General features: G+C 63.6%; 15 protein-coding genes and 5 pseudogenes. 5 read left to right on the forward strand and 15 right to left on the reverse strand.

Annotated elements, in window-relative coordinates; translation table 11 throughout:
• Positions 1 to 292 (reverse strand): annotated as a pseudogene (locus BLQ77_RS11460) (transposase); the annotation flags it as partial.
• Positions 293 to 483: 191 nt separating this feature from the next.
• On the opposite strand from BLQ77_RS11460, the pseudogene BLQ77_RS11465 reads away from it, so the two are divergent.
• A pseudogene (locus BLQ77_RS11465) lies at positions 484 to 1,828 on the forward strand (transposase).
• 308 nt (positions 1,829 to 2,136) lie between these two features.
• On the forward strand, positions 2,137 to 3,120 hold the full coding sequence (locus BLQ77_RS11470; RefSeq protein WP_242661690.1) for an IS110 family RNA-guided transposase: 984 nt from the start codon (positions 2,137 to 2,139) through the stop codon (positions 3,118 to 3,120).
• Between the two features lie 114 nt (positions 3,121 to 3,234).
• Here the strand turns inward: BLQ77_RS11470 and BLQ77_RS11475 are convergent, their stop codons facing one another.
• From BLQ77_RS11475 to BLQ77_RS11490, 4 genes are all read right to left on the reverse strand, one after another.
• Positions 3,235 to 4,425 carry an amidohydrolase gene (locus BLQ77_RS11475; RefSeq protein WP_089959132.1) on the reverse strand — a complete coding sequence of 397 codons (1,191 nt, stop codon included), beginning with the start codon at positions 4,423 to 4,425 and terminating at the stop codon, positions 3,235 to 3,237.
• Positions 4,406 to 4,963, reverse strand: coding sequence for a TRAP transporter small permease (locus BLQ77_RS11480; RefSeq protein ID WP_089959135.1), 558 nt, complete (start codon positions 4,961 to 4,963; stop codon positions 4,406 to 4,408). Before BLQ77_RS11480 ends, BLQ77_RS11475 begins: the two co-directional genes overlap by 20 nt.
• 61 nt (positions 4,964 to 5,024) lie before the next feature.
• Complete coding sequence (locus BLQ77_RS11485; protein ID WP_089959138.1) at positions 5,025 to 5,999, reverse strand: TRAP transporter substrate-binding protein; 975 nt, start codon at positions 5,997 to 5,999, stop codon at positions 5,025 to 5,027.
• Positions 6,000 to 6,021: 22 nt separating this feature from the next.
• A complete protein-coding gene (locus BLQ77_RS11490) occupies positions 6,022 to 7,305 on the reverse strand; it encodes a TRAP transporter large permease (protein WP_089959141.1) in 1,284 nt (427 codons plus the stop codon).
• Positions 7,306 to 7,523: 218 nt separating this feature from the next.
• Between BLQ77_RS11490 and BLQ77_RS11495 the strand changes: the two genes are divergently transcribed.
• Entirely contained in the window at positions 7,524 to 8,435 is a 912-nt protein-coding gene (locus BLQ77_RS11495; RefSeq protein ID WP_089959145.1) for a LysR family transcriptional regulator, read from the forward strand.
• A 197-nt stretch (positions 8,436 to 8,632) separates the two neighbouring features.
• Here the strand turns inward: BLQ77_RS11495 and BLQ77_RS29320 are convergent.
• The 6 genes and pseudogenes from BLQ77_RS29320 to BLQ77_RS11525 all read right to left on the reverse strand — a co-directional run bounded on the left by BLQ77_RS29320 (position 8,633) and on the right by BLQ77_RS11525 (position 13,380).
• Positions 8,633 to 8,957 (reverse strand): annotated as a pseudogene (locus tag BLQ77_RS29320) (transposase).
• A gap of 187 nt (positions 8,958 to 9,144) precedes the next feature.
• Positions 9,145 to 9,987, reverse strand: coding sequence for a MaoC/PaaZ C-terminal domain-containing protein (locus BLQ77_RS11505; RefSeq protein WP_089959149.1), 843 nt, complete (start codon positions 9,985 to 9,987; stop codon positions 9,145 to 9,147).
• A 12-nt stretch (positions 9,988 to 9,999) separates the two neighbouring features.
• Entirely contained in the window at positions 10,000 to 10,923 is a 924-nt protein-coding gene (locus tag BLQ77_RS11510; RefSeq protein WP_089959152.1) for an electron transfer flavoprotein subunit alpha/FixB family protein, read from the reverse strand.
• Positions 10,923 to 11,681 (reverse strand): electron transfer flavoprotein subunit beta/FixA family protein, encoded by a 759-nt coding sequence (locus BLQ77_RS11515; protein ID WP_089959156.1) that lies wholly within the window; start codon positions 11,679 to 11,681, stop codon positions 10,923 to 10,925. Before BLQ77_RS11515 ends, BLQ77_RS11510 begins: the two co-directional genes overlap by 1 nt.
• An 89-nt stretch (positions 11,682 to 11,770) precedes the next feature.
• Entirely contained in the window at positions 11,771 to 12,223 is a 453-nt protein-coding gene (locus tag BLQ77_RS11520) for a MaoC family dehydratase (protein WP_089959160.1), read from the reverse strand.
• A gap of 14 nt (positions 12,224 to 12,237) precedes the next feature.
• Positions 12,238 to 13,380 (reverse strand): acyl-CoA dehydrogenase family protein, encoded by a 1,143-nt coding sequence (locus BLQ77_RS11525; protein ID WP_089959163.1) that lies wholly within the window; start codon positions 13,378 to 13,380, stop codon positions 12,238 to 12,240.
• 627 nt (positions 13,381 to 14,007) lie between these two features.
• Between BLQ77_RS11525 and BLQ77_RS11530 the strand changes: the two are divergent.
• A pseudogene (locus BLQ77_RS11530) lies at positions 14,008 to 14,661 on the forward strand (ISKra4 family transposase); the annotation flags it as partial.
• 185 nt (positions 14,662 to 14,846) lie between these two features.
• Here the strand turns inward: BLQ77_RS11530 and BLQ77_RS11535 are convergent.
• Positions 14,847 to 15,362, reverse strand: coding sequence for a transposase (locus BLQ77_RS11535; protein ID WP_131822008.1), 516 nt, complete (start codon positions 15,360 to 15,362; stop codon positions 14,847 to 14,849).
• A 51-nt stretch (positions 15,363 to 15,413) separates the two neighbouring features.
• On the opposite strand from BLQ77_RS11535, the pseudogene BLQ77_RS29840 reads away from it, so the two are divergent.
• Positions 15,414 to 15,647: pseudogene (locus BLQ77_RS29840) on the forward strand (hypothetical protein); the annotation flags it as partial.
• 261 nt (positions 15,648 to 15,908) lie between these two features.
• Here the strand turns inward: BLQ77_RS29840 and BLQ77_RS11540 are convergent.
• From BLQ77_RS11540 to BLQ77_RS11550, 3 genes are all read right to left on the reverse strand, one after another.
• Positions 15,909 to 16,565 (reverse strand): GntR family transcriptional regulator, encoded by a 657-nt coding sequence (locus BLQ77_RS11540; protein ID WP_110476895.1) that lies wholly within the window; start codon positions 16,563 to 16,565, stop codon positions 15,909 to 15,911.
• A gap of 97 nt (positions 16,566 to 16,662) precedes the next feature.
• Positions 16,663 to 17,451 (reverse strand): HpcH/HpaI aldolase family protein, encoded by a 789-nt coding sequence (locus tag BLQ77_RS11545; RefSeq protein WP_089959170.1) that lies wholly within the window; start codon positions 17,449 to 17,451, stop codon positions 16,663 to 16,665.
• A complete protein-coding gene (locus BLQ77_RS11550) occupies positions 17,448 to 18,869 on the reverse strand; it encodes an FAD-binding oxidoreductase (RefSeq protein WP_089959173.1) in 1,422 nt (473 codons plus the stop codon). The genes BLQ77_RS11545 and BLQ77_RS11550 overlap by 4 nt, the downstream gene beginning before the upstream one ends.
• Positions 18,870 to 18,879: the final 10 nt, after the last annotated feature.

The following is an 18,879-nucleotide window of genomic DNA, read 5'->3' on the forward strand; positions in this document are numbered from 1 at the left end:
ACCAGTCGCAGCAGACTTTCGACGAACCCGGTTGTCTGCCGGAGCGCCATGCCGAACAAAACCTTCATCGAAAGGCACGTCTGGATAGCGGCATCGCTGTAGGTCTGCTGTCGGCCACCCCGGCCTGTCGCCGCGCCATCCCAGCTCATCTCAGGGTCGAACCAACCTCTCGTGACATTGCTGCGCAATGCACTGCCGGTCAGTGGATCGTCAGCGAACCCCGGCGCTTGAGCGCTTCGTTATAGGCTGGCCAGTTCCTGGTCCTGTAGGTCGCGGGTATGGGTCTGCTCATGCATCCCGGCTACCACGCTGGATTCACGAGATGAATCCCTCACGCGATTTGTGCAACAGAGCCGGTTCGCTATGTACAGGGGAGCGGGCAAGTTCCCGAGCGGGCTGCGATCACGCCTCCTGACGCTCCCGGCCGAGGCTGTGTGAAAACTCGAGGTTCAGGTATACTGCCTTCACCAAGTGGAGGTTGGAATGTCGGGCTATATTAAAGCAGTGGACCGGGAACAGACGACCATGTTCCCGGATCGGCTGGAGGACTGGATCTGCGACGACCATCCGGTTCGGGTGATGGATGCTTTCATCGACGCGCTCGACTTTGTCGCTTCCGATTTCAACCGTTGTGCGCCTGCTCAGACCGGGCGGCCTGGCTACCATCCGGCCGTGCTCCTCAAGCTTTTCATCTACGGTTACATGAACCGGGTGGCGTCCAGCAGGCGACTCGAGAAAGAGGCCGGGCGCAATGTCGAGGTCATGTGGCTGACAGGCAGGCTGGTGCCAGACCACAAGACGATCGCTGATTTTCGGAAAGAGAACGGGCCCGCGATCCGCAAGAGTTGCACCGGGTTTGTCGAACTCTGCCGCCAGATCGGCGTGGTGGCCGCCGGGACAGTGGCCATTGATGGCAGCAAGATGAAGGCGGTGAACAACCACGACCGGAATTTCACGGCGGGCAAGGTTCAGCTTCGGATCACTCACCTCGAGCAAAGCGCGGCCCGGTATCTCGAGGAAATGGACAGAACCGACCGGCGAGAGCAGTCCGAGCGAAAACTCCGCAAGATCGAGCGGCTGAAGGAGAAACTGTCCAGGATCCGCCAGGAAGTCCAACGCCTCCAGGGGATTGCCACTCAGCTGAAAGAAACACCAGAGGGCCAGATATCACTGACCGATCCCGACGCGAGATCGATGGCAACCTACGGCAAGGGCGCAGCTGGCTCCCATGGCGAAGATGGCCAAGACAGCCTTGCAGACGGAAAGCCTGAACGCCATCTCTGACCGGGGCTACTTCAACAGCCCTGAACTGCTTGCCTGCGAAGAGGCCGGGATCACCGCGACGGTCCCGCGACCGGAGACATCGGGCAACCGCAAGAGGGGCATGTTCGTGAAGGCCGACTTCTTTTACGACGCCGCCAGCGACACCTATACCTGTCCAGCCGGCAAGGTTCTGACCTACCGCTATACGCGGAAGGAAAACGGTTTGATGCACCGACGCTACTGGCAAAACGATTGCCAGTTCTGTCCGCTAAGCGCGCGCTGCACGACGGGGAAAGAGCGCCGCATAACGCGCTGGGAGCACGAACATCTGATCGAGAAGATGTGCGAGCGCATGGACAAGACCCCGGGCTTGATGCGCACCCGGCGCTGCACGGTCGAGCATCCGTTCGGCACGATCAAAGCTGCGATGGGCGCTACCCACTTCCAGATGCGGAGGCTCCGGAACGTGCGCACCGAGATGGCGCTGCACGTCCTCGCCTACAACATCAAGCGCGTGATGAACATCATCGGGTCAAGGGCGCTTCTGGAAGGGATCAGACTGTGAAAACGGTCTAATTCGGCCCTGAGCAAGAGCAACACGCCCCTCACTGCCGGAGAGCACGCCACCAGAACGCGATCTGAGCCAGAATGAGAAAGCTCGACTGAACTCCGGCCCTCCGACGAGTACAGCAGTTCCCAGAGGCCCCGAGCTTCCGTTTCCACACAGCCTCGGCCCTGATCTGCCGTTCAAGTCCACACCCGTTGAGGCGGTGCAGCTTTACCGAACCAGATGGGGTGGATGGCTCCCGCTCCCCGGCGTCGCAATGCGCCATAGTGCAGGTGTCAGAATCTGCGATCGAGAGGAGCTACCCCATGCAGGTTACCACTGTCGGCCTCGACCTGGCCAAGACCATCTTCCACGTCCACGGAGTGACAGAAGGCGGCGAAGTGGCCTTCAACCGACCTTTGCGCCGAGCGCAGGTTCTGGGTTTTTTCGAGAGACTGTCGCCCTGCCTCATCGGCATCGAAGCCTGCGCATCGAGCCACCACTGGGGCCGTGAGCTTTCGAAGCTGGGTCTCACAGTCCGGTTGATGCCGCCAATGTACGTCAAACCCTACGTGAAACGGGGCAAGTCCGATGCGGTCGATGCAGAAGCCATTTGCGAGGCCGTGACGCGGCCGACGATGCGGTTTGTCGAGATCAAGTCCGAGGACCAGCAGGCGCTTCTCTCCTTGCATCGCGCACGGGACTTCGTGGTTCGACAGCGCACTCAGTTGATCAACATGCTTCGGAGCCGGCCCGCGGAGTTCGGCATCGCCATCGCTCGGGGCGTGGCGCGGGCCATCGATTTTGCGAAGGGGATCATCGATGGCAAGCAGTCCGGACTCCCCGAGCTCGCCCAGGACGTTCTGCGGGGTCTCAGCCGTCAGCGGGTCGAGCTCCACAACCGCCTTCGCTGGTACGAGATCACGATGCGCATTCAGGCTCGTCTCAGCCGCCAGGCGCAACTCTTGCAGACCATTCCCGGCGTCGGACCGGTGACCGCCTCGGCCGTGGCCGCCACGATTGGGTCCGGTCACCAGTTCAAGAGTGGTCGGAAATGTGCGTCATTCCGACGGAACAGGGCTGGTAAGACGTTGGGGCGGTCGGCCACGCGCCGTCCCCCCCCCAAAGCGAACTGCGGCGATGCTGGATCACATCGGTGGCGGTCGCATCGGGGCGGACGGCGATATTTTCGACGAATGCGAACGTCTGATGATCTGGCGCCATCTCAACAAAGCCTGATGGAGGGGATGAATAGCCCCGATGACCCGGGCAACCTCACGTTGATCGGGAACCCGCCTTCAATACGATGATCCTCGACCTGGACAGCCTGTGCCGTATTTTCGAGGAGGAAAGACCGAAAGACGATGGTCCTGACGTTGGCCATAACCGGCGAGCGGGCTTCCGGACGGCAAAAGTGGTGTCTCTTATGAGCCCAGTTCCTTGGCCACCAGGTTGGTCCAGTACGAGACACCAAACGGTATCAGTGCGTCGTTGAAGTCATACTTCGGCGTATGAACGAATACCGCATCGGGACCGTCACCGTTGCCGATCATGACATATGCACCTGGGACCTTTTCCAGCATGAAGGAAAAATCCTCGGACCCGCCGGCACGGGGAGCTTCCGGATCAACCATGTCTTCGCCAACAACCTCGGTCGCCGCGGCAACCGCCTGCTGAACTTCCTCAGCAGTATTGACGAGTGGCGGATACCGACGCGTGTAGATCAACCGGGCGGTCACCCCGTATGGCGCGGCGCAGCTTTCGGCAAAGGCGCCGATGCCGCGCTCGAGGGTATCGCGGATCGGAGCGCGGTACGAGCGTGCCGTGCCGCGCACGACGACCCTGGAGGGTATGATGTTGGGGCTTCCGTAGTCGCCGGCATCGATATGCCCGACTGAAATCACTGCCGCATCGGCTGCGGGGACCTGACGCGACACGATTTGCGCCAGCGAAGCGATGAACTGTCCCGCCGGGATCGTGGGATCGGTCGCCATGTGGGGCATGGCACCATGGCCGCCGCTGCCTTCGAAGATCACTTCCCATGTGTCACCCGCGGCCATGAACGACCCTGTCCGGGTCTGCACGCGTCCAAGGGGTTCTTTCGGCGCGTTGTGAACGCCATATACCGCGTCACAGGGGAAAAGATCGAACAACCCATCCTCGATCATCACCCGAGCCCCGCCAAGCCCCTCTTCCGCAGGCTGGAAGATGAAATGCACGGTGCCCGCGAAATCAGGATCTGCGGCAAGAAGCTCGGCAGCCCCAAGAAGCATCGTCGTATGTCCGTCGTGACCGCAGGCATGCATCTTGCCCGGCACCTCGGAAGCGTAGGGGAGCCCTGTCTGCTCCTCGATATGCAGGGCGTCCATATCGGCGCGCAGCGCGATCACCCTTTGACCGGGACGGTTGCCTTTCAGCGTTCCGACGACGCCTGTCCCGCCAAGCCCGCGATGGATCTCGATGCCCATGTCTGTCAGTCGCTGAGCAACGATATCGGATGTGCGGAATTCCTCGAAGGCCGTTTCGGGATGGCGGTGGATATCGCGACGCAGTTCGGTCAGGCGGTCGATGAAATCGGTATCGGCGCGAAGCGCCTCAGGCGTGATCTTGGGCATTCGGCTCTCTTGGCTGGTCATCCGACTGCATGGAGGCAAGGGCGCATGCGCAGCGTGCGATCCCGTGCAGGAAGATGGCAATGATAAAGATCGGCACGGTTATGGCGACGAAGATCGTCGCCATGTCGAAAGTTTCGGCCGTGGTGTAGAGGTTGCGCGTCAGGAAAGACCGGGCCGGATTCAGGCCGGGCCCGTAGAAGCAGTAGAACAGGATCGGCCCGAGGAACACGAGCACGGCAGCCCCCCGCAGCAGCGCGCCCAAGGCCAAGATCGGCCTCGGGAAGGTCGCGGGGAGCTTGACCAGTTTCGGGTCGAATCCGGCACGAAACGATATGGACGCCCCCAGCAGGCCAACCCACACCATGGCGTAGCGCGCGGCCTCTTCCGTCCAGGCGGGAGGCGCGGCAAAACCGTAGCGTGCCACGACCTGGAGCACGATGAAGCAAACCATCAGGACCAGGCAGACGAGGGCAATCAGTCGCAGGACGCGGTCGACGCCGAGGCTGAGCCGATCGAGAAAGAGTGCAAGGGATCTCATGTGAGGCTCCGGCAAGGATGAAGGGCCATTAAAGGCAGGGCTGGCGCCCTGCCCCGACGGGTCAATCGGCATATTGCGAGATGAAATCGACGTCGTCTTGCGGCACGATCTGGTTCCAGACCGAGCGGGACGCCGCGACGAACTTGTCGCGCTCGCCCTCTTTCAAGGGCGTGATCTCGATGCCGCCGTCCTGAATGGTCTGCTCGAAATAGGGAACCTGCTCCAGCGCCCATTCACGGTTCACCGAGATGCCCTCGGCGATGGCGTCATCGACCCAGCCCCGCTCTTCCTCGGTCAGGAAGCTGTACCAGTCGTCCGACAGCATGATGACCTTGGGAACAGGCCCCGCGTCCAGGGGCGTGAAATAGTCGAGCAGTTCGACCTGTCCCGCCGCCACGACAGTCGAGGGCGGGTTGAAATGTCCCACGGCCACACCGGTCTGAAGCGCGTTCGGGGTCTCGGCCCAGCTGACAACCGTGGGCTTGGCGCCCCAGGCCGACATGTAGGTCACCTGGTCGCCGTTCTGGGCACGAAGACGCATGTCTTTCAGGTCCGCCAGTGTCGTCACCGGCTTTTCCGTGTTGAACAGGCCAAGGGTGCCCCCGCGCATGGCGAAACCCGCCACACGGACGCCAAGCCGCGACGCCTCCTCGTTGATCCTGTCGAGCGCCCCGCTCTCCTCGACCATGCGATCGAAAGAGGCCTCATCCGAGCTCAGGAAGGGCAGGAAGAGGGTCGAGGCCCACTTGGACGCCTTCATCAGGGACCCGCCATTGCCGATGTTGACCTCGATCAGCCCCTGGCTGGTCTGGTCGAAACGATCGCTTTCCTTGCCAAGAGTGTTCGAAGGGTGAACGGTCACATCGACGCCATGCTGGGCCATGCTTTCCGCAAAGGCATGGATGAAGACGTATTCGGCGTCGTTCTTCAGATCCTCTGTCCCGGCGAAGGCGACGACCACGTCATCCATGGCCATGGCGGCGGTCCCGGTCAGCGCGGCAAGGCTGACGGAGGCGGCGAGAAGTGTCTTTTTCATTGGTTCTCTCCTGTTGGTTTGGTCAGTTCATGAGGCCGAGGTATCGCGGCAGGGTCAGCGAAATCGCCGGGACGTAGATCAGCACCCCCAGCAGGATCAGCTCGACGATCAGGAAAGGCATGGTCGCGCGCACGAGCCGCCAGTATCCGATGTCGACCACCGTCGAGAGGATCAGCAGCACGCCGCCCAGCGGCGGGGTCAGCAGGCCCACGGTCAGGTTGAAACCTACCAGGATGCCCATGTGGACGGGGTCCACCCCAAGCGCGATGGCCGGGGGGATCAGCAAGGGCCCCAGCAGCGCGACCGCGGCCTTCACGTCCATCACCATGCCCGCCGCAAGGAAGATCAGGTTCAGGACGATCATGTAGCCGGTGGCACCCAGGCCGACTTCTCCGATCAGCTCGGCCAGCTTGCGCGGCAGCTGTTCGACCGAGGTGAGGTAGCCGAAGGTCGCCACCGCGACGAGGATGATGAAGACGGCCCCCGACAGCATCACGGTGCGGCTCAGCGCCTCGTGCACGTCCCGCAGGGTCAGCTTGCCGTAGAACATCCCCACAGCCAGCGCCGCGACGCAGGCCACGCCCGCCGCCTCGGCCGGTGTCATGAAGCCGAACAGGATACCCGACAGGATGATGACCGGCAGCGACAGTGCGGGAAGCGCCTGGAAAAGCGAGGACCAGAACGGGGGGATCTCGGATCCCTTGCCACCGGGGTGCCCGTACCGATGTGCCATGATCGCATTGACGATCATCAGAACCCCAGCCAGCATCAGCCCCGGCACGACACCCGCGGCAAAAAGCGCCACGACAGAGGTGTTCAGCAGCGCGCCGTAGAAGATCAGGATGATCGACGGCGGGATGATCGGGCCGATGATCGAGGAAGCGGCCGTGATGGCCGTGGCGTAGTCGCGCGAATACCCTTGGCGCTCCATCTCCGGCACCAGAGTGTTTCCAAGCGCTGCGGCATCAGCCGTCGCCGATCCCGAGATGCCGGCAAAGAAGACCGACGTTGCGATGTTCACATGCGCCATTCCCCCCTTGAACCTGCCCAGCATCGACAGGGAAAAACGGATAAGCGCCTGCGTCACCCCGCCCCGGTTCATCAGTTCGCCGGTCAGGATGAAGAGGGGCATCGCCAGGAAGGCGAAGACGTCGAGCTGGCTCATCGCCCGCTGGGGCAGCGCCGCGAGGTATCGCGCCTGGTCCTGCACGACAAAGCCCACGATCGTTGCCCCCCCGACGAAATAGGCGATGGCAGAGCCCGAAAGCAGCGTCGCGAAGAGAAAGAGGAAAGGTAGGATCGGCATCTGAGTCTCCTTTCCGGGGAGACAATTGAACCGACGACCCATAGGCAATACAATAAATATTGCCCATCCTATACGTATTAGCTATGGCTCTCACTGACCGGCCACGACAATTTGCTGTCGGCTCGTGGTGATCAGGCGCCGCATACGCGCATGAGCGAGCCCCGCGTCAGGTCTCGGAAACCGAAAATGACCAATAATTGTGCGCATCGGAACGACACATGGACCGCATGAATCTGCATAGACTTCAGGTCTTCCGCACCGTTTTCGAGACTGCCAGCGTCAGCGCCGCGGCCCGGAGCATGCGACTGTCGCAACCCACTGTCAGCCGCCACCTTCAGATTTTCGAAGACGAACTTGGGTTTGTCCTGTTCCGGAACAACGCCGGTCGGCTTCATCCCACCTGGGAAGCGCAGCGCCTCTATGCAGAGAGCGGCGGGCTTTTCGACAGACTGAGCCAGGTCGAACAATCGGTCGAATCCATCCGGAGAGGCCAGCAGGATGCGCTCCATATCATGGCAACGGCGGCCCTCTCCCATTCCGTCCTTCCCCAGGCGGTCGGAAAGCTCTACCGGCACTTTCCGGAACTTGAGATCGTCGTGGATTCCGGTCGCCAGAGCCAGCAGCTACCGGCCCTCCGCGAGGGCGCGATCGATCTCGGTGTAGGGGGCGTCTGGGAAAATCGGCCAGAGCTTCAGCAGTGGGTCATCGGAAAAGTGCCCCTCGTCGCCATGGTGCCCCATGATCACCCGCGCGCGGAGAGCGAAGCCTTTGATCTCGAATGGCTGGAAGGCGAAGACTTCGTCAGTCACAACAGCCATGCCCCCCTTGGGTCAATTGTAGAAACGGAACTCAGGACACGCGGGATCACACCGCGTCGCCGACTGACTGCGCTGAGCATCCCCTTCGCCGTCGCGCTCGCCAGGGGTGCGCGCGTCTGCACCGTGATAGATCATCTCTCGGCAATCGGGATCAACGACGACGGCATGCGCGTGCTGCCGCTGTCCAGTGCTCTTACGCTGGATCTTGGGATCACCCAGCTTGCGACAAGTCCCGACCGAACCCCCGTCCGCGCATTTGTTGACGCCATGCGATCTGCCTATGCCGCCTCTCTTTCGGGCATGATCCGATAGCCGCGCGTTGTAGCTTGGCTTGGAAGTGCTAGGCTCGGGGCAAATGTATTGGTCGTTCCCCGCATCCCAGTCAAAGTCGGCGCGGGTCCAGGTCCCGTCGCTGCGCCCCGATTTGTCGAAGACGGGAATGTGCGGGATAATCTCGCGCTCGACCAGCCAACCCAGCATCGGCCCGGTGCCGTAGGCCGTGTGGGCGATCAGGCGCTCGGGGTGCGGGTCGAGTGATCCGGGACCCGGTCACTCAGATCCAGGCGGCAAAACCACCGATACGCCAGGTTCAGATGCACCTCCTCGCAGAGCTGCCGCTCGGACCGGAGACCGAAGCAATAGCCAACCGATCAGCAACTCGGGATCCACCGACGGGCGCCCGGTATGGCTGTAGAAATCGGAAAGGTAGGCGCGGAGGCCGGACAGGTCCACGAACCGGTCGATGGAGCGCAGGAGGTGGTTCTGCGGGACATGATCCTCGAGCGAGAACTCGTAGAACAGCGCCGGTTGCGCCTCCTGCCGAGGTCCCATCATCGTCGATCCTCCCACCCATTGCGGGAATTGGATCAGCCGACGGCCCTGCGATCAAGCGCGAGTTTTTCAACGAAATAGGCTCAAAGCGGTCATTGCTCCAATGTTCGAAGGGTCGAACTAACGACCGATCCTGCAAGGAACCTTCGGCACTGCACCGGGCCTTTTCGTTCCGCAATGTCCCGCCGGCTCAGCCCAGACTCGCGCGGCCGCCGGTAAAGACCACATTGTCCGCCCCTGTCCGGGCCTCGAACAGATGCCCGGCGTCGTCCTTCCACAAGCTGACACTCAGCGTGTCGCCCGGATAGACTGGGCGTGTGAACCGGCCGGACAGCGCGTTGAGCGCGCCGGGATCGTCCGGGCAGAACGCCTCGATCACGGCGCGGCCCATCATCCCGAAGGTGCAAAGCCCGTGCAGGATGGGACGCTCGAACCCGACCGCCCTGGCCCGTTCGGGATCGGCATGAAGCGGGTTCATGTCGCCGCTCAGCCGATAGATCAATGCGGCCTGCGGCAGGGTCGGCAGGACGATCTCTGCATCCGGCGCGCGCTCGGGCAGGGTCCAGGCGTCGCGCGGCGGGGCCTCGCCGCCGAACCCGCCGTCGCCGCGCAGGGCATAGGTCGCCACCATCCGCGCAACGACCGTGCCGTCTTGGTCCGCAATGACCCGCTCCACGTCGCAAACCGCGCCCTTCTCGGCGCCTTTGTCGTAAAGCCCGACGACCCGGGAGGTCGAGGTGAGCGGCGTGCCCAGCGGCACCGGACGCTCCAGGTGCAGGGCCTGCGCCCCGTGGACGAGCTTGCGGAAATCGAGCCCCGCATCCGCGAACCACGGCCCGGGAGAGCCGAGGACGACCGGCATCGTCGGAAAGACCGCCAGGGCCTTTTCATAGACATGGCGCAGCTGGCGCGGGTCCAGCGGGTCGGACCCGATGCCCAGCCCGAGGGCATAGAGCATCGCATCCTTCTCGGTGACCTCGAAGCGCGGCGCGGGAAAGTCGTAGGTCCTGACCCGTTCGGGATCCAATGGCATGACAGCGCCTCCTTACAGCTTCTCGGTCAGTTCCGGCACTGCGGTGAAAAGATCGGCCACCAGGCCGTAATCCGCGACCTGGAAGATCGGCGCCTCTTCGTCCTTGTTGATCGCCACGATCACCTTGCTGTCCTTCATGCCGGCCAGGTGCTGGATCGCCCCCGAGATACCGACTGCGATATAGAGGTCCGGCGCCACGACCTTGCCGGTCTGGCCCACCTGCCAGTCGTTCGGCGCATAGCCCGAATCGACCGCCGCGCGGGACGCGCCCATCGCCGCGCCCAGCTTGTCCGCCAGCGCCTCGATGATCTTGAAATCCTCTTCCGAGCCCACGCCGCGCCCGCCCGAGACCACGATCCCGGCCGAGGTCAGCTCGGGGCGGTCGCTGACGGCCACCTTGTCCTCGACCCAGGACGACAGGTCCGACGACGCGCCGCCGATGGTCTCGACCGGGGCCGAGTTGCCCGTGCCGGCCGCGTCGAAGGTCGAGGTGCGGAACGTGATCACCTTCTTCGCATCGCCCGTCTTCACGGTCTGGATCGCGTTGCCGGCGTAGATCGGCCGCTCGAAGGTCGATGCGTCCACCACGCCCGACACGTCCGACAGCACCATCACGTCCAGCAGCGCGGCGACGCGCGGCATGACGTTTTTCGCATCGGTCGTGGCCGGGGCAACGATATGTTCATAATCACCGGCCAGGCTGACGATCAGGTCCGCCGTGGCCTCGGCCAGGCGATGCGACAGGCCGGCATCCTCGGCGACCAGAACCTTGGCGACACCCTCGATCGTCGCCGCTTCGGCGCCCGCTGCGGCGGCCGACCCACCGGCGCACAGCACGGTCACGTCGCCAAGCGCCTTGGCCGCCGACACGGCCTTGGCCGTGGCGTCCATCGACAACGCGCCGTCATTCACTTCGGCAAGCAGGAGAACAGCCATCACACGAGTCCCTTCTCTTTGAGTTTCGCCACCAGCGTGTCCACATCAGGCACCATCTCGCCGGCCTGGCGGGCGGCGGGTTCCGACGTCTTCACGATCTCGAGCCGCGGCGCCACGTCGACGCCCAGATCGGCCGCGGTCTTTTCATCCAGCGGCTTTTTCTTGGCCTTCATGATGTTCGGCAGCGAGGCATAGCGCGGCTCGTTCAGACGCAGGTCGACGGTCACGACCGCCGGAATCTTTACCTTGATCGTCTGCAGGCCGCCATCGACCTCGCGGGTCACGACCGCGCTGTCGCCGTCGACGCTGAGTTCCGACGCAAAGGTCGCCTGGGACCAGCCCAGCAGCGCCGAAAGCATCTGTCCGGTGGCGTTCATGTCATTGTCGATGGCCTGCTTGCCGCAGAGCACCAGGCCGGGCTGTTGCTCGTCGACGATCGCCTTGAGGATCTTGGCCACGGCCAGCGGTTCGATATCGGTGTGCACATCGTCTGACGCGATCACCAGGATCGCCCGGTCCGCGCCCATGGCCAACGCGGTCCGCAGGGTTTCCTGAGCCTGCTTGACGCCGACGCTGACAGCGACGATCTCTTCCGCCTTGCCGACTTCCCTCAGCCGGATGGCCTCTTCGACGGCAATCTCGTCGAATGGGTTCATCGACATCTTCACGTTCGCAAGATCGACACCGGAGCCATCGGATTTCACCTTGGCCTTCATGTTGTAGTCGATCACGCGCTTTACGGGCACGAGCACCTTCATCGCAGACTTCCTTTCCTGTCACATGGACACGAGACGAGTGCTAATGTCAATGGTCCTACCTTTCAACCAGAAAAGCACCCCGACCCCGATCAAAGTGCCAAAGTGCGCGCCACCGCGACCAGCGCCGGGGCCTCGGACCCTTCGAGTTCCATCAGGAAGGTGCGGCAGATCATCAGACCGCCGCGCTCGTCATGCGCCTCGTCGACACTCATGTGCAGCCGCAGGCGCGAACCCACGGGGACCGGCGCGGGGTAGCGCACCTTGTCGTAGCCGTAGTTGAAGGCGCGCCCATGGGCGGACATGCGAAAGATCTGCTTGGACAGGCCGGGCACCAGCGACAGCGTGTAAAGCCCATGCGCGATGGTCTTGCCGCCCGGCAATTCGCGGGCGGCCCGTTCGATATCCACGTGATACCAGTTGTCGTCCAGCGTCAACTCGGCGAACCGGTCGATGGTCTCTTGCGTCACCTCGACCCAATCGCTGGGCGACAGCGTGGCGCCGACATGGTCGCGCAGGTCGTGAAGCGTCTTGATCTCAAGCATCTGTGGTCCCGTGCTCAATCGCGCAGCATTTCGCGCGCGATGGTGTTCTTCTGGATTTCGCTGGCGCCTTCGTAGATCCGCGTCACCCGCACATCGCGGTACAGCCGCTCGACCCGCTGGCCGCGCACATATCCCGCGCCGCCGAAAATCTGCAGCGCGGTGTCCACCGTCCGGCAGGCCGTCTCGCTGCAGAACAGCTTGGCCATGGCGCAAAGCGACCGGCTCACCTCGCCCCGGTCATAGCGCCAGGCGGCATCGAGCATCAGCAGGCGCGCGGCGCGCATCTCGGTCGCCATGTCGGCCAGCATGTGCTGCACGGCCTGGAAATCCGACAGGGTGCCGCCAAAGGCCGGCCGCTCGTGCGCGTAACGCCGCGCCTCTTCCAACGCCATCTCGCCCATGCCCAGAGAGGTCCCCGCGATGGCGAGCCGCCCGGCATTCAGCCCGTGCATGAGGTAGGACAGGCCCTTGCCTTCCTCGCCGATCAGCGCCTCGGCCGGCAGGTCCACGTCGTCAAAGGCCAGCTCGGCCACGCCCGGCGTATGGTGCCCCATCAGCTCGAGGATCCCGGCGAGCTTGTAGCCCGGCGCATCGGCGGGCACGAGGAACAGCGAAATCCCGTCCCTGGCGCCCTTGCTGCGGTCGGTATAGGCGGCGACGACCGCCTGCCCCGCCTTGATCCCATTCGAGACATAGGTCTTGTAGCCGTTCAGGCGCCAGCCATCGCCCGTGCGCTCGGCGCGGGTGCGGATCGCCGAGACATCCGATCCGCAATGCGGCTCGGACAGGCAGAAGGCCATGACCAGATCGCCGGCGATCACCGCCGGCAGGGTCGCCTGACGCTGCGCCTCGGTGCCGAAATCCTCAATGATCTTGGTCTGCGGACCTTGCGAGGATTTCACGTCCGCCCAGAACTGGACCGGCAGATGAGCCAGCTCGGCCTGGATGCAGCAGATCTCGAGCATTCCGAGGCCCATGCCACCGTTCTCTTCGCGAAAGGCCAGCGAAAAGAACCCGTTGTCGCGGAACACCTTGCGCACCGCCGCCGGCACTTTGCCGGTCTTCTGGAATTCGGGTTCGTGCGGCATCAGATCGCTGACCATCTTCCGCGTGGTTTCGATCAATGCCGCTGCATCGTCCGGGAGTTCAAAGTCCAAGGTCTTCTCCTTTTCCTTCGCATTTGCGCATGTCCAGTTTCGCCACAGGAAACCAAATCGGACGAGGGTGAACCAATACCAATATCGTCTTGTTCGGTTCAACGATCCGCGCCGGGTGCGTCCGTGCCCGGGATCGGGCGCGTGCGTCCGACCAAACTTGACCGTCAGCTTGCAGAATGACGCGGCGTTCCGCCCATGCCTGCGGCTCTCGGGCCGGGGCTTGCCCCAAGTCGGCCCACGTGATCCTGGCCGCGAATTTCGGAAAGGTGCAGCGTCCGCGCCGGAATGTCCTTTTGGTCTGCGGCGGGGTCACGCGGCTGATCGCGGGCATCAATGCCGAACGTCCGGGCTATGCCGCGCCAGACATTCGGCCGGGCCCTGTCCGAATTTCAGGGTCTGCAGCGGAAATCTGCAGGAATGGCGATGGAGGCGTCCGGCAAGGTGCCGAATGTGGGCGGCTTCGGGGCCATCGGGCCGGTGTCGACCGTGGCCGGCGTCGCCCGAGGCCCCTCCCGCGCCGGGGGCTTTTGTGTTTGGTCCGCACTGACTTTCGATCAGGTCCCGCCTGTGGCACGCTCTGTTAGTGTCGCGTTGCCCTTAATTCTGAGACGCGGCGCGTTTAGCGTCGGCTTGGTGCGACAGGCGATCCTGCCACCTGCCAGTCAGCTTCGCCAGGAATTGAGGGCTCTCGGTTGGGATCACGAACAAGCCGTCACGATAATTTCGGACGGGGAACCAGCCCTGCCAAACCTCGTCCGCAATGCCGTCGGTGGGAAGGTCCGCCACATCCTCGACTGGTGGCATATCTCGATGCACATTCAGCCTGTCGAGAACGCCGTAAAGGGCCCGCTGCAGAGCAGGAGTCTCTCCGGCATTCCAGTGCCGTTCAAACGTCCGGCCAAAACGCTGCGATGGTACCTGTGGCATGGAATAGTTCTTACGGCCACGACCAGTCTGCAATGGATGAGGGTCGATTGCGCGCGGCTGGTTACAGATGACCGCGTGGAGACTGAAGCGGCTCGGCGCGTGCAAGTTCGGTGCCGAGACCTCTATTCCTACCTTGCGAACAACATGGACAGCCTGACCGACTATGGTCGGCGGTACCGCACGGGTCTTCCGAGTTCTTCGTCCCGGGCTGAGGGCTGCGTGGGTGACATCGGCAACACCCGCATGGGAAAGCGACGTCGCATGTGATGGTCACCCAAGGGAGCCCACCGGGTGGCTGTTGTCCGCGCCGCCGTTCTCGACGGTCGGCTAACCGGAGCCTACCAAAGAGCAGCCGCATGCCCCCAAGTTTTGCCCACGCCCTTCACCGGCTGCCGCGTTGCCCTTAAATCGGCTCTGCCTCAATCTGTGTGGCGGAATGGTAGCATTCTCGCGCGCAACATTTCTGGCCCGGCTCGGCCGTACATGGCGCGTTTGAGAGTCTTCAGGCGATTGATCTGACCTTCTGCCTGGCCGTTACTCTACGGCATCTCGATGGCGTTTTTGACTGTCTCGAAGTCACGGTTCAAGCTGCGGGCGAAGCGCACGATGGGCGTGAGGTCGGTTTCGATCGCGTCGTCGATCCATGCAGGGAGCGGGTCTGCCTGGCGGCCACGCAGGATACCGTTGAACCGCATGGCGAGACTTCGCATCGTTCCGAAGGAGGGCGCGCCGATCTTGAGCGCGTCAACTTTCTGCGCCTGATCCGGGGTGAGCTTTCCGCGGGGTTTGATGCACAGCGCGGCCGCAATGACCGGGGAAATCGCGTGCCCCGTTTCCGGGTCTTGCACCGGCTCCGGAATCTGGTGTTCCAAGGCGGGCCCCATCGTTTGCTTTTCAGTTCTGCGCCAAACCGCCAACAGACGCTGCAAATGCGACTGGCTCCCCTCGTAACCACGCTCTTGGATCAGACGGAACAGGGTGCTGCCAATTCGAATGCCGTCCTTCCAGCTTTGGCGAAGGTACTCTTCAAAGTACCACGGCGATGTCGGCTTCAAAGCGGCCCGCCTGCGGTGCGGTGGTGTCTCGAACTGCAGCCATTTCGCGATGCTGCGACGCGGGAATGGGTCGGCTACCACGCGCCAAGTCGCGTCGAGGCACTGCCTCTCGGGACATTGCTTACGCAATGTCCTGTCGGCCAGGGGATGAACCGCATGAAGCTCTTGGGCGATTGTCTCATGTCGCGCGATCCCGACCGCCAGATCGCCGAAATCCAGATCCGCATCGCCATCATGAACCGCTGCTCGGCCCTCGGAAGGGCCGAAATCAAAGCTCTGGCCTGAAACCAGCGGGAAACGGCGCTGAACGCCAGCCGGCAGCCGGTAAGCGGAGCAGGGGCGAAGGTGGAGCCCGGGACCACAAATGTATGCTCTGCGGCATCCCTACCCCGCCTCGGATTCGCATAAGCGCCAATCTGCAAGACCGCTCGGTGCCCGGGAAAGCCAGTACCCGTCTAGCGCGTCAGCAGACGGGGACCCCGCAGGAGGCGAGAAGAAGAGAGAACTCTCGAGACCTTTATAGAGCAAACTCGGCGAAAGGGGTGCTCAGACCCTCGACAGCTCATCGATTGCATCAGAACGGATCGAGGTAATGTGCTTGCGCAGGACCTCGTCCACCTGCTCCCAGTCGACCTTTCGCAAGCCTTCGACGATCGCAACGTGCTGGTCGAAGCTGTCCTCGCGCCGCTGTTTGAACCTTGCGTTCAGTGCGGTTCGAATGGTCGCGATGCGCGCCTCGACCAGATCGAAGGCATTCTGCACGAGGTTGTTGCCACAGAAGTCGAAGAAGAGGTTGTGGAACTCGGTGTCGATACGCACGTATCCGATTTCGTCGCCCGCCTGCATCCGCTCGCGCATCCGCTCCACCGCGTCAGACAGTGCCACGAGAAAGCCCTCGCGGTCGGCCGCCATCGAAAGCCGGAGCGCCTCGCGCTCCAGCATGAGCCGATAGTCGCAAATCTCGGCCACATCGGCCGCCGTGGGCTGAAACACAAAACTGCCGCGCTTCGGCTTGATGGTGACCAGACCGGTGAACTGAAGCGCGTTGAGCGCGTCGCGCACCGGCGATCTGCTGACCCCGAAGGCGTTGGCCAGCTTGTCCTCCGAGATATTCTCGCCGAACTTGTAGTGGCCATCGATGATCGCTTCGCGCAGCCGTTCGACGACGATCTCGGTCAACGTCTTCGGTTGTTCGATCTGCATCTTCCGGTTCACGCTCATTAGGGTCGCCTTGTTCTCGGGCGCCCGCCGGCGCAACCCCGACGTCTTAGCACGCGGGGCAATGTCAGGAAATCCGGCCTTACGCGAGATCTGCCAGCTGCTCGTCGCGGACTGCTGCAGCGTCACAGGCGGCGCCGATGAGGAAAGACACGTCGTTGACGCCGGCCACGAGGGTGAATCCGCGTGCGCGCAGGTCGGCCCAGTCCCGCCCGCCACCGCAGACGGTTGCCAGCAGCGCGCCGGCCCCGGTCACCGCCCGTTCGACCTCGGCAAAGGCCGCCTGCGGGGTTGCATGCTCCATCTGCTCCATGTTGCCGAGGGTTGCCGCAAGGTCATTGGGGCCGAGGAAGATCCCGTCCACGCCTTCCACCGCGCAGATGCCCGGCAGCGCGTCGATGCTCTCGCGGGTCTCGCATTGCACGAACAGAAGCATGTCCTCGTTTGCCGTGCGCACCGCATAGTCCGGCCGCGTGCCGTAGTCCGAGCCGCGCACGATCGGCGCCGCGTAACCACGCCCCACTCCACCTGTGCCGCGCACCGGGTAGCGGCAGGAGGCGGCAATGCCGCGCGCCTGCTCGACGCTGTTCACCATGGGAACGACGATCGACCGGAAACCGCGGTCGAGCACCTTCTTTAGCGTTGTGTCGGACCCGTCGGGTACGCGCAGGATCACCTCGCCGCCCGCCGCCTCGACAGCGCGGGCCACCGCCACCCAGGTCTCGAGATCGCCGATGCCGTGCTCGCCGTCGATCAGCACCGCCGGCCAGCCGTGGCGCACGAAGATCTCGGCGATGTCCGGGTGGCCCAGCTCGGCCCAGGCGGCGGCGACGAACTCGCCCTTCTGCAGGCGGGATTTCAGAGCGTTCATGCGTCGGTCTTTCCGGTTGCGGGCGTGTCGATGACCTTGCCCGGGTTGAGCAGCCCCTGCGGATCCAGCGCGGCCTTGATGCGGGCCATCAGCGCGAGTTCCTTCTCGGACCGGGTGTAGGAGAGGTAGGGTTTCTTCAGCAGGCCGATGCCATGCTCGGCCGAGATCGTTCCGCCGAAGTCGCGCACCGTGTCGTAGACAACCGCGCTGATGCGTTTCATCGGCGGCTGCGCCTGTGCGCGGTCGAGTGCCACAATGTGCAGGTTGCCGTCGCCGATATGGCCGTAATAGACCGACAGCGCCTCGGGCATATCCTCTTTCAGCCGCGCCCGGCAGGCATCGGCGAATTCGTTCATCCTGGTCTGCGGCAGGCCGATGTCGAAGGCGCAATGCGGCCCCAGTACAGTCTGGAACTCGGCGCAGGCATCCCGCACGTCCCAGAAGGACTGCACGTCGCCGAGGCTCTGCGAGATGGCGGCATCGGCGATGATGCCCGCCTCGAAGGCTCCCTCGATCCATGACATGAATCGCGGCCCGTCGATATCCTCGTCGAGGCCCTGCGCCTCGAGCAGCACGTACATCGCATGGGTGCCTTCGAGCGGGCTGCGCGCGCCGACCTCCCCGGTGACCACCTGCCAGTAGTCGGGCCACATCACCTCGAAAGCCGAAAGCATTGGGCCCAGACCGCGCCGGGCCGCTGCCAGCAACCTGAGGACGTCCTCGTAGGACGAAAGGCCACAGAGCGCCGCGTTGACGCAGCCCGGTTTCGGGTGCATCCGCAGCACCGCGCGGGTCACGATGCCCAGCGTGCCCTCGGAGCCGATGAAGAGCTGCTTTAGATCATAGCCAGCGTTGTTCTTCAGCATCTTGTTGAGACCGTCGATCAACGTTCCGTCCGGCAGCGCATATTCGAGTCCCAGCACCATCTCGCGCGTCATGCCGTAGCGGATCACCCGGTTGCCGCCGGCGTTGGTGCCGATATTGCCGCCGATCTGGCACGACCCGCGCGCGCCGAGGTCGAGCGGAATGAAGAAACCCGCCTCGTCGGCCGCCTTTTGGATCACCTCGAGCGGCGTGCCGGCGCGCACCGTCATGGTCGCCGCCGCGGGGTCGATCTCCTCGATCCCGGCCAACCTCTCGAGCGACATGGCGACGCAGCCTGCCACCGGGTGCGCGCCCCCGGCAAGGCCCGTCAGCCCGCCCTGCGCGACCATCGGCACACCGTGTTCGGCGCAGATCCTGACCGCCTCGGCGACGCCCTCGGGGCTGTCGGGGCGCACCACCGCCAGCGGCGCGACTGCCGGCAGGAAACTGGTGTCATGCAGATTCCGCGCAGGCACGTCATCTCCGGTGAACAGCGCGGCACCGGGGAAGGCCTCGGCGAGGGCGGCAAGGCAGGAAGCTGTGTCGAGAGGCATGGTCGCTCCG

This window comes from Salipiger thiooxidans (assembly GCF_900102075.1).
Taxonomy (GTDB): Bacteria; Pseudomonadota; Alphaproteobacteria; order Rhodobacterales; family Rhodobacteraceae; genus Salipiger; species Salipiger thiooxidans.